Source organism: Pseudomonas sp. Sample_10 (genome assembly GCF_004321495.1).
Lineage (GTDB): Bacteria > Pseudomonadota > Gammaproteobacteria > Pseudomonadales > Pseudomonadaceae > Aquipseudomonas.
Genome location: NZ_RCOE01000194.1, coordinates 37,694 through 53,214 on the forward strand (window position 1 = coordinate 37,694; position 15,521 = coordinate 53,214).

The 15,521-nt window shown below is 56.9% G+C and carries 4 protein-coding genes and 1 pseudogene; 4 read left to right on the forward strand and 1 reads right to left on the reverse strand.

The genetic code is table 11. From position 1 onward, the window contains the following. A partial coding sequence (locus D8U18_RS28770; RefSeq protein ID WP_177435038.1) for a hypothetical protein occupies positions 1-1,419 on the reverse strand: 1,419 nt, incomplete at its 3' end. Positions 1,420-1,788: 369 nt separating this feature from the next. Here D8U18_RS28770 and D8U18_RS19065 point away from each other — a divergent pair. The 4 genes and pseudogenes from D8U18_RS19065 to D8U18_RS19080 all read left to right on the forward strand — a co-directional run. Then, complete coding sequence (locus D8U18_RS19065; RefSeq protein WP_131108169.1) at positions 1,789-5,427, forward strand: Tc toxin subunit A; 3,639 nt, start codon at positions 1,789-1,791, stop codon at positions 5,425-5,427. Positions 5,428-5,436: 9 nt separating this feature from the next. After that, complete coding sequence (locus D8U18_RS19070) at positions 5,437-10,374, forward strand: neuraminidase-like domain-containing protein (RefSeq protein ID WP_131108170.1); 4,938 nt, start codon at positions 5,437-5,439, stop codon at positions 10,372-10,374. Further along, complete coding sequence (locus D8U18_RS19075; protein WP_131108171.1) at positions 10,371-15,011, forward strand: SpvB/TcaC N-terminal domain-containing protein; 4,641 nt, start codon at positions 10,371-10,373, stop codon at positions 15,009-15,011. The genes D8U18_RS19070 and D8U18_RS19075 overlap by 4 nt, the downstream gene beginning before the upstream one ends. Further along, positions 15,008-15,521, forward strand: a pseudogene (locus D8U18_RS19080) (RHS repeat protein); the annotation flags it as partial. The gene D8U18_RS19075 and the pseudogene D8U18_RS19080, both read left to right, overlap by 4 nt.

Sequence of the window (15,521 nt, forward strand, 5' to 3'; positions counted from 1 at the left end):
GGGGGGCTTGATCGCCGGCTGGGGTGGCTTCACTGCAATCGTACACAACTCGCTGGGGTCGGATGACACGCCGGCCACTGTCTGCACGACCGTGACCTTTGTGCCCAGCGGCCAGTCTGTCGTCGGGGTGAAGGTGCGGGTAGTCCCGCTGCCGATAAAGTCGCCGGCTACCGTGGTGCCCGCCTCAGTGAACATCGCCAGCGCTACAGTGCCGGAATACACATTGGTAACGGTCAGCACTTGTTTCGCCGCGGCCGGGATACGTGGTGGAGTGATGGAGGGTTTGGGTGGTTTCACTATCACCGATACGTTGGTCCAGGCCGTGCATTTGATTCGGCCACCACTGGCGTCGGGCACACTCTGCTGAACATCAAAGGAGTATCTGTCAGGCGCAAGGCCACTGATGTCCTTTGACCAGTTGCCGTTTGAAACCGGTACATCTGGAAAGGGGCCCGGATTATTTCCCTGGTAGTGAATGTGAACCAGCGTTCCCTGAGCGTTAAAGGCTGTACCCGACAAGCGTACGATACCCCCGTCGAGATGAGAGACTCTGATCGCAGGCAACTGGGGGGGGCGAATTTTGAATGTGCGCGCAACGCTTGGTGTGGACTCCACGCCATTAAAGGTCTGCACGGCTTTTATCGTTCTTTCTCCCGGCGCCCAGAGCGGGTTGGGGGTGAAGGTCCATCTCTCCCCATTCGGCGTAAACGTCCCCGGCACTCGATTATTGCTGGAATCCAGCATTGTCGCGGTAGCACCCGCATAAAGGCCGTTGCCGCCGATGGCCAGGTTTTGCTCCGCTGGTGAGGCGGGCTGGTTGATACCCAGTTGAGGTGGTTTGATTTCAAAGGGGTAGTCAACTGCCCAGCCTGAGGGCTGCCCCTTAAAGGTTTGTTTCGCCGTTATGATGTGTCTGTCGATGGGCCACGCCGTGGTGGCGGAAACTGACCAACTGCCATCTGATGTAAGAGTCTTGGTTAATTGGGCTCCACCGATGCCCCCGGAAAAGAAGATTTCAAGATAAGCGGAACTATGCCCATAGGTTCCGCTAACGGTGGGTTTCCTATCGGTAGAAATAGTTACGCGGGAGATTTCAGGCTTATTTGTAGGCATATTGAACCATGGCGCTTCCGTCCAATTGCTCCAAATGCCGGAATTTTTATAGTCACATTTGTATCGAAATTGCCCGGGGGGAATAGCTGATGTAGGAATTAGCCATAAAACGCGATCGCCACGACCATGCCAGTAGTGAGGTTCCGCACTACCCCAGAATTGGAGCCGCCATTCGCTAGCACCTTCGTATCCATTTGGTACACGCGCATGAACATAAAAACCGGGAATGGGATCCGGGTCTGGAAAAGAGAGAATTGGGCCTGGCCAAAGGGACTTTGCAGATTCGTCGTCGTTGTCGTCAATCATGCTGTTTGCGCTCCATAAGATGTTCGATGACGTAACACTGGATATTCATAGAGCGCCTTGTAGACTTTTATCGGCACCGGTGCAGCTGTCATAAATGACAGTTCTGACCAGTGGTTGACCCAGAATGTCCCGACCAGCTTTGAATTATTGCTTTACGTCGTAGCCTGATTTCAGCCGATTTCACATAACTTTATAGAATTGATTCGATTTGAAATCGCAATAACAACATCGGAAAGTTAAATTATTAATTCTAAAGAAAATCAACCAACCTGTCAGGTATGACAGGTTACACCTCACCTGTTTATCGCTAGCTTGTTCCTGCCGGGCAGCTCATCAATGCCCATTCCTTTTGGCAGGAGAAATACGGATATGGCCGTCGACAATAACTCACTGATGAATGCGCTCGCTGTGACCGGCGATTTGCCGAAAAAAGGGCGGGTCGATTTCGAAACGGCCATGCAGAAAATGGGCTTCACCTCAGTGTTCGATATTGTTCGTCTGCCCAAGTCGGCGTTCGCCCGGCAGCTTTCCAGGCACAGCGATGCCGATGCCGATCTGGCGTATGACAATGCCATGGGTTACGCAGCCCTGATTGCGCGCTTGTACCGGGAGTACAAGACGTCATCCGGCACCTTCCAGCAACTGGCCCAGCGCAGCGGGGTGCGCTCGCTTGTTCCTTTGGGGCCCACCTTTCCCAATCTGTTCAAGGAAAACTGGGACGAGTTCTGCAAGGTCGGCGCCATTGCCGCCATCGATTCACCGGTGGCCTACCTCAGCGCACTTCGGGTGTTTATCCAGCAGCTGGAAGCAACCAGCGAAGATCCCAAGCGCATTTTGCTGGATCAACGCCGTCCCGACCTGAAGGACCTGCTGATTACCCAGGAAAGCACCTTTACCCCAAGGCCCATGCTGGAAATTGTCAATGAGGTGCTGGGCAGCAATCTGCGAATTTATCTGGATAGCAATGGGGCAGATAAAAACAAACCCACTTACCAGATACTGAGCGAGCGTCGCTACCCCTTCGAATTGCCCTACCACTTCTATCACCATCAATGCCAACTGGGGTTATCCGGGAAAAAGCCGAGACTGGGGGAGTTGAATTACCGCGCCAGCCTGTCACTGCCCATCGAACAGAAAGCCACCAACAACTATGGCTGTGTGCAACATTCGGTATTGCAAGCGCAGCGGCTGATGTCGGGATTGAGCCCACAGCAGCAGGCCTTGCTGATTGAACCCTCGGTGTTCAGCAATTTTTATTTGACCAGAAGTGATTTGACGAATGGCTGGAAGAGCGCAGGCAGTACCCATCTCAGCCCTCATACGCCAATGGGGAACTGTTTTTTGCTGCCATTGGAACAAGAGGGCATCGGTACTGTTGCCCCCGAAGCACATACGCCCACAGCCACCGCAACAGGGAAAAACGTTGTCCCCGTTACCTTCAGTACGACGGAGAAAAAAATAGCTGAAGTGAGTCTGGAGGCAGTGAGTCTGGAACTGAACTCCATGACGCCTAGCCTCGACAGTAAGTGGTTGCTTAATAAGTTACACGCAGCATCAGCGCTGACTACCACCTCTCACATCAGAGCCAATCCGGCACCTCCTGCACCTGCCGAGCCCGGCTACACCGCCACGTTCAACATGATTACCGCCACCGGCACCGTCGCAGCACCGGTGAATCTGTCTCGGCAACGCTTCACCCTCACACTGGACGAGCGATACACCCTGACGACCGTGGAACAAGACTTCTTCAAACGTTCGTATGGTGTTGTCGTGACCGATGACTCGACAATATGGCACCTGGCTGACTTGAGCGAATTCATGCATCGCACAGGACTGAACGCCGAACAGGTCGAAATGCTGTTGTCCCGCCAGCGGTACGCGGTAAGGTTATCGCCCAACTGCCCAAGCACCAACCTGCAACGCGATGGTGTAACAGTCACTGCGGGCAATCCGAAAGAACTGCCGTTCCCCCACGCCAATCACTACGGTGCCTGCTACGTCAATGGTACCGGCACCGGCGCTGATCTGTATGACGCCGTATCGCCACCCACTCCCCAGTCAATCATCCGCGATCAGTTCGATAATGCCATGGGCTTGGAGCAGGTCGAGCAGGGGGACGCAAAATACTGGCGCCTGACCAAAACTTCGCTCGATCGTTTTGATCGCCTGCATCGGATGATCCGTCTGCAACGCTGGAGCAACATTCCCTTTGCGAAACTGGACACCCTGATCATCAGCGCGATCCGGGCCGAGGGCGCAGACAACCTGGGCATGGAACTCAACGAAAACACCCTGCGCGCACTGGGGGTCTATCAGTACCTGAACCAGCGTTATGGCATTGATCCCGAGGAGTTCGCCGCGCTGATGCACGACCTCACGCCCTATGCCAGTGGTACAAGTGAGGTGCCGTTGTTCGATCGGGTGTTCAACCGGGTGCAGTTGTTCGATACGCCGCTGGTTCTCGATCAACAGCCAATCACCATGGCTTCTACCGATCCTGCCGTCCAGAAAACCTTGGCGCAACTGTGTTTCGGCCTGCACCTGGATCTCACCGACGACTCCTTGCTGCTGATTGCCGAACTGACACTAAAGCACGTGAAGGTTCTCAAGCGTGACCTTCCCACCGTCTCCTCGCTCTATCGCCAGGCCCGGATCGCCAGACTCTTCGGTTACTCGGTTGCGCAGTTGCTGATGCTGGCGGGTTTGCTGGGTGGTCAAAAATACAAAACAGCACTGGCCAGCGGTCGCCTGAGCCCGCGAACACCCCCCGAAACCCCGCAAAACCCGCACACCCCGGACATCCTCGATGTGCTGATGCAACTGGACTGGGCTGTCGAGTGGCTCAAGGAGAGCCAACAGACCGTCGCGGATCTGCAACGACGGTTAGGGCCTAATGTGCCACAAGCAGTGCACTCATCAGCCGCCGATGAACCTGACGACCATCAGCAACCCCTTGAGCTTGAGCCCGAGCCTTTATCCGATGACCTGCTCAAGCGTCTGGCCAAGTTGCAAGAGGATACGGGTCGCAGCGTGGTGACCGAAGCCGAGGTTGCAGCACTGGGGTTGCCTCCTACCGGGATTGAAACTCAGTGGTATGCATTGCTGGAAAACAACGGTCTGCTCGATCTCGACGGACTTTTACCTGGGCTCGATAATGAACTGACACTGCTCGACGAGCCGCTTACCTGGTTGGGGCCTGAACTCGACACGTTGCTCAGAGCAACCGCCGGATTAACAGAGTTGGTGAAACAAACCTGCAAGGAAAAACTCATCGAGCTTTTGCTCGGCGCGCATGATCGGCAAAACCAGTTGCTCGAAGGGTTGTTCCAGGAACGCGCCAAGCTGCCACCAGAGCTCTGTGTTGCGGTCATCCACTGGGCCAATTCCTCGGTCTACAGCATCCTCGCAGCGACTTTCGATAAAGGGGCGGATGAGGTTAGCCCGACGTTGATCGAGCGCTTCCAGTTGGTATCCCGACATGCCGAGATCGCCCTGAGTCTGCGTTTGAGCAACAGCGCGTTACGCCTGTTCCTGGTTAACCCGAGCTGGTTAGGTCAATTCCCCCTAACCAACAGCGAGCCCACGCTCAGCGACCTCTATCTGTTTGAACGCTTCAGTCATTGGTTCCATAGCCAGCGCCAGTCGGAAGATGCCGTATTGAGCTACTTCAGCCTCGCCAACCCGCCCACGTCCAAACTGAAAAACAAGGCGTTGCGCCAGATCGCCAGCGAAACCGCCAACGGCGCGTTGGCCCGGCTGCTGGAATGGCCGGAAACAGAGATCGCGGCCCTGACCGGCATTCTTTCCGAAAAACGCGCCGTTTCGATGGCGCAGGTGGACTGGGTACGTCGTTGCCAGGCGACCTGCCAAGCCAGCGGCCTCAGCGCTAAAGCGCTGCTGCAAGCCACCAGTCTGAACGACCAGAGCAATCTGAATGCCTGGAAATCCGTGGGTGACGCCGTCATGGCCGCCAGCCCTGCCGCCGACTCCTCACCTGCGAGTGTTTAAGGAACGATCATGACGACTGCCTTCGATGCCCCACTCAATGAAGCCCTGCGTGACGCGATGCTCGCGCTGTATTTGCACGAAGCCGTGCCCAGCGATCCGTACCTGATTGAGCAGAAGCTGGTCGACCAGATCAAGACTGGCGACGACCTTTATGAGTACTGGTTACTGGATGTACTGGTCAGCCAGAATGTGCCCACCAGCCCGGTTGCTTGTGCCATTGCCAGCCTGCAGCAACTGGTCAACAGCATGATGCTGAACATGGAGCCCGGTTACAGCGACGACAGCCTCACGCCCCAGCAGACCAAGACCTGGCGCGACGGCCTGAACCGATACCCGATCTGGGCGGCCATCCAGCAGTTGCATCACTTCCCGGACATTTACCTGGACCCGACCCTGCGCCTGACCAAGACAGACAGTTTCAAGCAACTGGAAAACGATATCAATCAGGCGCAAATCCAGCCCGATACCGTGCAGACAGCGGTGCTGGCCTACCTCGGACGCTTCGAAGAAATTGCCAACCTGAAAGTTTGCAATGGCTACATTGACGGAGAAGATTTCGCCAACAGCACGTATTACTTCATTGGCAAATCCCCGGCCGAAAACGCCTATTACTGGCGCTCACTGGACATGTCTCAGCGTCCGGTGAGAAGGCCTGCAAAAAGGGCCGGCGATACACCCGACAAGTTCGACAAACCTCTGCCCAATGCCTGGTCAGACTGGAAACGAGCCAATGTGCCGATTTCGGAGAAGGCGCTGGAGCACACGATCCGCCCGTGCTGGTTCAACAACCGCCTGTTCGTGACCTGGGCCGAGGTGGAGTATCAGGATTCGGACGCGATCGCGCCCACGCCCGAAAACAAAGCGGACCTGTCCGTCAAGGTTCATCCGCGGTTCCGTTTGTACGCCAGTTACAAGAAATACGATGACTCCTGGAGTACGCCACGGGTTTACATCGAAAGCTATTGCCAAACACCTGCCCTGGTTGCAAAGACGCGGGAGCAAATCGAAAGCGAAACCCAGACCATCGCCGTGTATGACCACTCGACTTCACCTGAGTCGATGGTGTTGATGTTGTATTCAAACTACCAGCCCGATTCCAGCGATGAACCGGATACTTCAGGTGATAATGACAAGTACGATTTTCTAAGAACCGTGCGAATCGACAAGAACTTCCATGTGACGTCGTTGTTCCCATCACTCGGCGTTGTTCCCAATGTCAAACCAGCCACAGTGGATCTCGAACCAAGGGATAACGAACCGAGCAAGGCGCATGTTTTGTTTATCGGTTATATCTTCGCCAATGCCAACAAAAATGCTGGCCGTTTTCAATACTGGCTACCAACCGGCACTAAAGTATTCGGTGCTATGACGCCATTTCTACCTGACAACGAAAAAGACACTTGGGATTTCGGCGATCGTCAGTCCTGGATCAAGACGAGCAGCAAAGATGTTGAGCTGGTTTATGACAGAAGCAACTCCAAGATCCAGCTGACAGTAAAGCTGAATAGAGGCTTTCCGGACAACACTAGCCTTACGTTTACTGTAACCGATAAGCAAAACGCGCCAATTATAAAAGTAACGTTAGTGTTCAGCTCATCATTTACTGCAGCCTGGCCTTGGCCTTGGGGTTGGGTCCCACTACTTGAGGGGTCATGCATAGAGCCCATTGATACTGACTTTATGGATCAGCAAGATGCTGCGTTTTGTTTCAACGGAAAACCGGACCTCATAAGATCTCTTGTTGTTGATTATGGCAGCAACAACCCCACTAATTTCTCGGTCCCCGCCACTAAAAAAGGAGGTTCCGCCTCGCTCGTAGGAAAAAACGCCAGCTCGATAATGCTCCGTTTGCTACTGGAGAACCCAGAAAGCCTCTCTCTTACAGACTTCTGGTGCAGCCGTTCGGCGAATTTACCCCTTGCTGCACCTATATTCTTCTCATCGGTCAAACCTGTCGGCTACCAGTTTTTCGTCGGACATCCCACGGATGTCGCATCTCTCACCGCTCCCTTGAAATTCGAGGAGATGCAGTCGCTGTATCCCGCCTACAACAGCAAGAGTTTATCTACGGATGATACTGCGTATTATGAGTTCTCGATTGATCAGACCACACACCGACCTGAAGGCTGGCAGGTAACTTGGCCCGATGATGTAGTCATTCCGCTTATTTATGGCGTGTTGATCCGTGAGGAGCAAACTAGTTTTACGCCCTCCTTTGCAACAGTTCGCAGAAATGTTACTGGCGGAGCTCTCAAGATGCTGACCATTGGCTGGGGTCAGGCGCTCAATACAGATCCAAAGGTAGCACCGAGCATCAACAGCCTGGTTAAGCCGTCCTTGGGCGACAGCCCGTCTCTGGGCAAGGCCCAATTCATCGATTTCATGGGTTCAAGTATCGAGTTCAGTGACGGACAAAAACCTATAACGGCATCTCGGGCTCCCATCCGCATGAACACCACCTTCGCCCGGCACTTGATCGAACTCGCCGAGTCCGGCATCGAGCCATTGCTCAGTTGGGAAACCCAGACACAGCGGACAGAACCGCCCATCCCCAACGGAATTGGCGCGGAGCCGATGGACTTCTCGGGCGCGTATTACCTGTATTTCCTTGAGCTGTTCTTGTACCTGCCATGGCTGGTGGCTTACCGCTTGAACGAAGAACAGCAATACGACCAAGCCCGGCACTGGCTGTCCTTTATCTTCGATCCTGCGCGGCAAAGTGTTGACCCGGGGCATCCCGGCTATTGGCAGGCAGTGCCGTTGATGGAGCCGGTTTGGCCCGGCCCGGTGGACCCCAGCCAGGCGATTTTGTACCCGGACGACCCGCACCAGATTGGCCTCAGTTTCCCTGTGCACTTTCGCAAGGCGTTGTATGGGCTCTACATCGATATCGAGAGCAACCAGGCCGATCAGGCCTATGGGGAATTGACACCCGATGGCCTGGCGGAGGCCAAGCTGCGTTATGTTCACATCCTGGATTTACTGGGCAGACGCCCGGACGTCCGGCAGGTCGATGACTGGGCGCCGATAAGTCTGGAGACACTGAGCGACACCCGCAATGAGGAGCTGCGTGGGTTCGAACAACAGTTGATCGCCCATCAGCGGGACCTTCAGGAACATCCACCCTTGCGTATCGGTAAAGCTCCGGGCTCGGAGATCGCACCGTTGCTGTGCCTGCGGCCTTTCGCCAATGATTCGTCCCTGTCGAGCACGGATAATCCCTATTTGCGCCGCCCCTTCAACCCCGAGCTGATCCAGCGCTGGGAGCGGGCCGAGAGCCGGCTGTACAACCTGCGGCATAACCTCGACATGGCAGGCAATGCCCTGAACCTGCCGCTGTTCGCCGCACCACTGGATCCGCGCGCGTTGCTCGCTGCGTGGGGCCAGGGCTTGTCCGGTGCGGCCCTCAGCCGCCTGTTGAACCCACAAATTCCGCATTACCGCTTCAGCTTCATGTTCGCCCTTGCGCAGAATGCGGTGGACAACGTGATCCAGTTCGGTGCGACCCTGCTGTCATTGATCGAACGCAAAGAACAGGCGCAGTACCTGGAACTGCAACAGCAGCAGGCCTGGAATCTGGCGAAAGTGGCGGTGGATATTCAGGTCCAGGCGGGGAAGATCGACGAAGCCAATCGCAAAGCGTTGCTGGCTAGTCAGGCGATCGTGAAGGGACGAGTGAGTTATTACGAGGCATTGCTTAAGGAGGGCACCAGCCCGACAGAAGTAGCAGCGTTAGGCTTGGCTCTTACATCCCGTGTCCTAGACAGCGTCGCCCAATCACAGTGGGCTGCTGGTGAAACACTAAAAACGGCACCAAACATAATTGGTGCTTTTTTAGTCGTGGGTGCTATGGGCGGCGCCGCTGGTTTCATAGCAGGAGGGCAGCGAGCAGAAGGTGCAAGTAACAGCGCCGCAACTATGGCTTTCGGTGGCAGCGCGTTGGCAAGCGCTGTGAGTCAAGGACTGGAGCGTACTGAACAATACCGCCGTCGCAACCAGGAATGGACCCAGGCCCGCGATCAGTCAAAACTTGAAGCCGAACAAATCAAGGCACAACTCGAGGTTTTCGAGGCGCAACACATCGCCACCCAACTGCAACTGCGCCAGGCGCAGACTGCGTTGAATCAGGCCAAGGCCACCCATGACTTTTTGCTGAGCAGCAACCGCTTCAGCAAGTCCCAGACCTATGACTGGCTCAACAGCAAGTTCGCCAGCTTCTACTACACCGCCTACAACACCGCACAATCGCTGTGTCAGATGGCTGAGGCCTGCTGGCAATACGAAATGGGCGATTTCACCAAGACCTTTATCCGGCCCGGAGCATGGAACTCCACCTACCGCGGTTTGGGTGCCGGGGAAGAGCTGAAAATGAGCCTTCAGCAGATGTATGCCGAGTACCTGAAGAACAATAAACGGGATCTGGAAATCAGGAAAACCGTGTCACTGAAAGGGCTGAGGGACAAAGATTCAACTTCCAAAATCAACAAAACCTGGGCAGATATCAAGACCGATCTGAAGAACGGAAGCTGCAAATTCGAACTGACGCAAAAAATGTTCGACGACGATTACGAGAGCCAGAATCATTATCTACGACGGATCAAGACCATCAGCGTGACCCTGCCCGTCACGGTCGGGCCCTATGAAGATATCTGCGCGGTTTTGCAACAGGACAGCAGCAAGGTTGAAATGGCCGCCACCAAGGGCACTCTGAAAGAAAACCTGAGGGCGAGCCAGCAGATCGCCCTCTCTCATGGTGTCGATGACAACGGCCAGTTCCAGCTCAACTTCCAGGATGAGCGCTACCTGCCGTTCGAATACACAGGAGCGATTTCAAGCTGGACCCTGACCTTCCCCAACCATGATGCCCAAAGTGCCATGCTCGACCGTCTCAACGACATCATCGTGCATGTGAGTTATACGGCCAGACGGGAGGGGGGCTTGCTATGAACGAACAGCAGCAATCTCCTGTTCAAATCACCCCCCCCTCTCTCCCCAAAGGCGGCGGCGCCATCCAAAGCATCGGCAAGGGTTGGGGCGCGGTGGGTACCAGCGGTGCGGCGTCACTGGAGTTACCTTTGCCGATTTCCCCCGGGCGCGGCTTCGCCCCGGCGCTGGGGCTGGGTTACAGCAGCGATGTCGGCAACAGCCCGTTCGGGATTGGCTGGCGGATGACGGTCAATGCCATCACCTTGCGTACCACCAAAGGCGTGCCGATCTATGATGGCAACGATCAGGTGATGGGGCCGGGCGGTGACGTGTGGATGCCCGAACGCAGTGAAACCGATGGCTCGCTGATCTTCAGAACCGCAACCACTTACAATGGCGTGTCACTGGGCGGCGAGCACCGGGTGGTGCGTCACTGTCCGCGGGTCGAGGGTGAGTTCGCGCTGATTGAGCACTGGTCAACCACCGCGGATGCAGCCGGGTTCTGGCTGATCCATGGTGCGGATGGCACTCTGCATGTGTATGGAAAAACCGAACAATCACGCCGGGCTGATCCCGTTAACCGGACGCACGTCGGCGTCTGGATGATCGACGAAAGCCTCAACACTCGAGGCGAACACATTGTCTACGAGTACAAGGCCGAAACGGATGCTCCCGCGCCGCCGCAACTGCGTGACTACCGTGCGCAGCGCTACCTCAAGCGCGTGTGCTACGGCAATGCAAGTGCCCATCCGCACCTGTATGCCTGGGTTGCCGACAGCTGGAAAAACCAGCAATGGCACTTTCACCTGGTGTTTGATTATGGCGAGCGCAGCACAACGCTTGAGGCCGCGCCCACCTTTGCTGAACCCTTGACGTGGCCCGAACGCAGCGACCCGTTCTGGAACTACGCCTATGGTTTTGAACTCGGCACCCGGCGTCTGTGCCGGCAGGTGTTGATGTTTCATGAGTTCCCCGCAGAACTGGGTGACACACCGGTGCTGGTCCAGCGCCTGCTGCTGGAGCACCGGCCCAATCCGTTGGGTTACAACCACCTGACGGCCGCTCACCTCCAGGCTTATGACAGCCTGGGGCAGGTCGAAAGCCGGCCGCCGATGGAGTTCAGCTACAACGCCTGCGAACTTGATAAGCCGCCTCAAGGCTGGACCCGGTTCCCGGACATGCCCGGGCTCAACGACGGTCAGCGCTATCAATTGGTGGACCTGTACGGAGAAGGCATGCCGGGCGTGCTGTGTCGTTTTGACAAGGCCTGGTATTACCGTGAACCGTTGCGCGCCGAAACCGGTGGTGACGATGTCGGCTACAGCGACTGGAAGTTGCTGGAGCACATCCCGGTGGCCGACAGCGGCAAATCGGTTCGCCAGTCTCTCACCGACCTGACCGGCGATGGCAAGCTGGACTGGGTGATTACCCAACCGGGCATGAGCGGATTTTTCACCCTCGACCCGGATCGAAACTGGACAGACTTCGTCACCTTCGATGCCTTCCCCAGCGAGTTTTTCCACCCCATGGCGCAAATGGCCGATCTGGTCGGTAACGGCCTGAGCGATGTCGCACTGATCGGCACCCGCAGCGTGCGGCTGTATGCCAATCGTCGCGAGGCGGGGTTTGCTGACGGCATCGATGTGCCCCATCCGGATAAAACGGGCGAGCAAACGCAGGACGACGATGAGTTGCCGCTGCTGAGCAATACGCCGACCGAGGTGGTGGCCTTCGCCGATGTGCTCGGCAGTGGGCAGGCGCATCTGGTGCGTATCCGTCACAACGAGGTCAAGTGTTGGGCTAACCTGGGGCAGGGGCGTTTCGGCAAGGGCTTTGTGTTGTGTGCCTTGCCCTTCGATTACGCGCAGTTCAATGCCTCGCAGGTGCTGCTGGCCGACCTCGACGGCTCGGGGGCAGCTGACCTGATCTACCTGGAGCCTGATCGTCTGCGGGTGTTCATGAACCAGGCCGGTAACGGTTTTGCGCAGACCTCCGTCGACCTGCCCTGGCCCGAAGGCGTGTGCCACGACCGGCTCTGCCAGGTCAGCACCGCCGACCTGCAAGGGCTGGGTTGCTCCAGTGTGATCCTGACGGTGCCGTACATGGAGCCACGGCATTGGCGCTACGACTTCGTCAAGGCCAAACCTTATCTGGTCAACGCCACCTGCAACAACATGGGCGCCAGCAGTCGCGTGACCTACCGCAGTTCAGCCCAGGAGTGGCTGGACGAGAAGCAGGAGCAGATCGGCGCCGGGGTAGAAAACCCCTTATCTCAACTGCCGTTCGCGATGCATCTGGTGAGCCGGCAAACCCAAGTCGATGAGATCACCGGCAATCGACTGACCCAGGGATTCGCCTACCGGGGCGGCTACTACGACCGCTTCGAGCGAGAGTTCCGTGGCTTTCGCTTGCTGCTGCAGACCGACACCGAAGCCACTGCCGCGGAACGCGCGACTGAAGGTTTTACCGCACCGATCCTGAGCAAGACCTGGTTTCATACCGGCAAGTCCATCGACTTGCCGCGGGACGGTTACTACGCGCTCGATGCGTTGGCCATTCCCCTCAAACCCACCGTGCTGCAGAACTACCACTTCAACGATCACGCGGCTCAACCACTCCTGGCACCCGACGAGGAAACCGCCCGCGACATCGCCCGCTGCCTGAGTGGCCGAGTGTTGCGTACGGAAGTCTATGCGGCGGACGACGACCCGCTGACGGCCGTGCCCTATGTCGTACAGGAAAATCGCCATTTGGTGCGGGTGTTGCGCTCCAAAGGTGAACATCAACCCTACGCAGTGCTTCAGCCTCTGGATCTGGAATCGATCGGTTATCAGTATGAGCCGCAGCTCAAGGATGATCCGTTGTGCCAGCACACGCTCAACCTGGAATGGGATCAGTATGGCTTCGTCATTCATGCGTTTGCTGTGAACTACGCTCGACGCACAACGGTCGACGACACGCCGCCGTTCAGTGACGAATATCAGAACACCTGGTGGAAAGATGCCCATGACCCGGCCCAACAATGTTGGTACCTGACGCAGACCAAGGCAAAACATATCCACCATCAGGGTGAAGTCGGGCCGAACCCTGAGGCCTGGCGCCTGGGCTTGCCTTACCAGCAGCGCAGCAATGCGCTGGTGCTGGAGAAATCAGCACTGAGCCCTGCAACCATCAACCATGAAAACGTCCTCGAATGGAGCAAGGACGATGGTGAGTGGGCGAAAACAGCAGTGCTCACCGGTTTGTCCTTGCAGCATTACATGGACTCCGACGGCGATCAGGTGCTGGCCCCGGGCAAGGCGACTTTCGAAGCCTTGCCTGCTTATGTGGAAACAGCGGAACTGGACGAGGTCGCCCTGAGCGCTTACGACAGGCTCAAGGAATTTCCGGGTTATGAGGACTTCAACCTCAAGCAAAAACTCGAGTCGCCCGAGGTCGGTTACCACATCATGAATCGGTTTCTGCCCGAGGAAAAAACGCGCGGGAAGCTGGATTCGGACGACGCGAAAGACTACTTGTGGTCGGTACACCGAGGCTTCCCGGTCTACCTTGAACTGGACGGCTTTTATAACGTCGTGAAGTATCAGGAAACCCGAAGCCACGGCCCTACCCAAGTCGCCTACGACGACTACTGGTGCCTGGTCAAATCCGTCACGCTGCCGGATGGTTGTACCACCTTAGCCCACAACTTTGACTACCGGTCATTTCTGCCAGCGGAAATCGAGGACGCCAATCGCAATATCCAGGAAGCCCGTTACAGCGCATTCGGTGAACCGCTGGTGACCAGTTTTCGCGGCACGGAATTCGGCGAACCCGTGGGCTTCGATTCTTTGAAAACTTACGAAGCGCCGCCAGACCGCGACCCCGCGATTGCCATCGCCGATCCGAAAACCGCCATTGGCAGATTTGCCAGCGCCAGTTTCTGGGACACCTTCAGCTGGATGGGCCGCGTCTCCCGGACTGCAGCGCTATCCTCCGACTGGATGACGTGGGCCAAGGCTGAAGGTTTTGTGCTGCCCAGCGGGCACCTCTGCAACCGGGCACGGCAGCACCTTGAAGGTCTGGAAAACCCTGATGCGAACGAGCAGATTCTCAAAGCGCAGATCGACGCCGCCCATCGAGAACCGGTGTATAGCGTGGGGTTGTTGGCCGACCGCTACCCCGACGATGCCGAGATGCAAGTCCGGGTGAGCATCGTTTGCCTGGACGGTTTCGGCCGGACGTTGCAAACCAAACAGGAGGTCGAGCCGGGTAAATCGTGGCTGGTCGACGAAAACGGCGAGTTGATCCTCAACCTCGACGGTAAGCCGAAAGAGGCCGAGGTACCGCGCCGCTGGCGGGTCAGTGAACCGGTCGAGTACAACAACAAGGGCGAAAAAGTGCGGAGCTATCGGCCGTACTTCGCCGACCAGCCGCGTTACATCAATGACCGGTCGATGCGTCAGCACGCCTTCCACGATCGGCAGTTCTACGACGCGGCAGGCCGACCGACCGAAACCGTGCTGGCGAAAAAAATGCTTCAAGGCGATCCGCCGCAGGCAAAGCCGTTACGCCGCCAACAGCATTACCGTACCTGGTACACCATCGCCTTCGATGAGAACGATCTGTTCGATCCACCTCCAACCGAACAACGGCGATCACCATGGACAGGTAAATGAGTTCAAGTGTTGATGTGCATACCCCGCAGCTGGCGGTCATCGACGGTCGTGGCCTGGCGGTGCGTCAGGTCGGGTATTGTCGGCGGGACGTCAGCGAACTTGTCCCCGAGACCAGGGTAACCGCTGGGCAACATGACGTCGCCGGGCGATTGGTGGCACAGCGCGACCCACGCTTTCAGGCACCCACGGCAACGCCGAACCTGACCACCGTTTACAGCCTTTCGGGAGCGGTGCTGCTGACGGACAGTGTCGATGCCGGGTGGCATCTCGGGTTACCGGGTGAGGCAGGGCAAGTGCTGGAGCGGTGGGACGGGCGCGGCAGCCATTGGCAGCACAAGTTCGACGAACAACAACGACCGACTGCAATTGATGAGCAAGCCCGGGGAGCGGTCGGCAGAACCGTCGAGCGCCTGACCTACGCCGACAATGGCGATGAATTTGCTGAGCGCAACCAGTGCGGCCAACTGATCCGTCACGACGACCCGGCGGGCTCGCAGCGATTTACCGAGT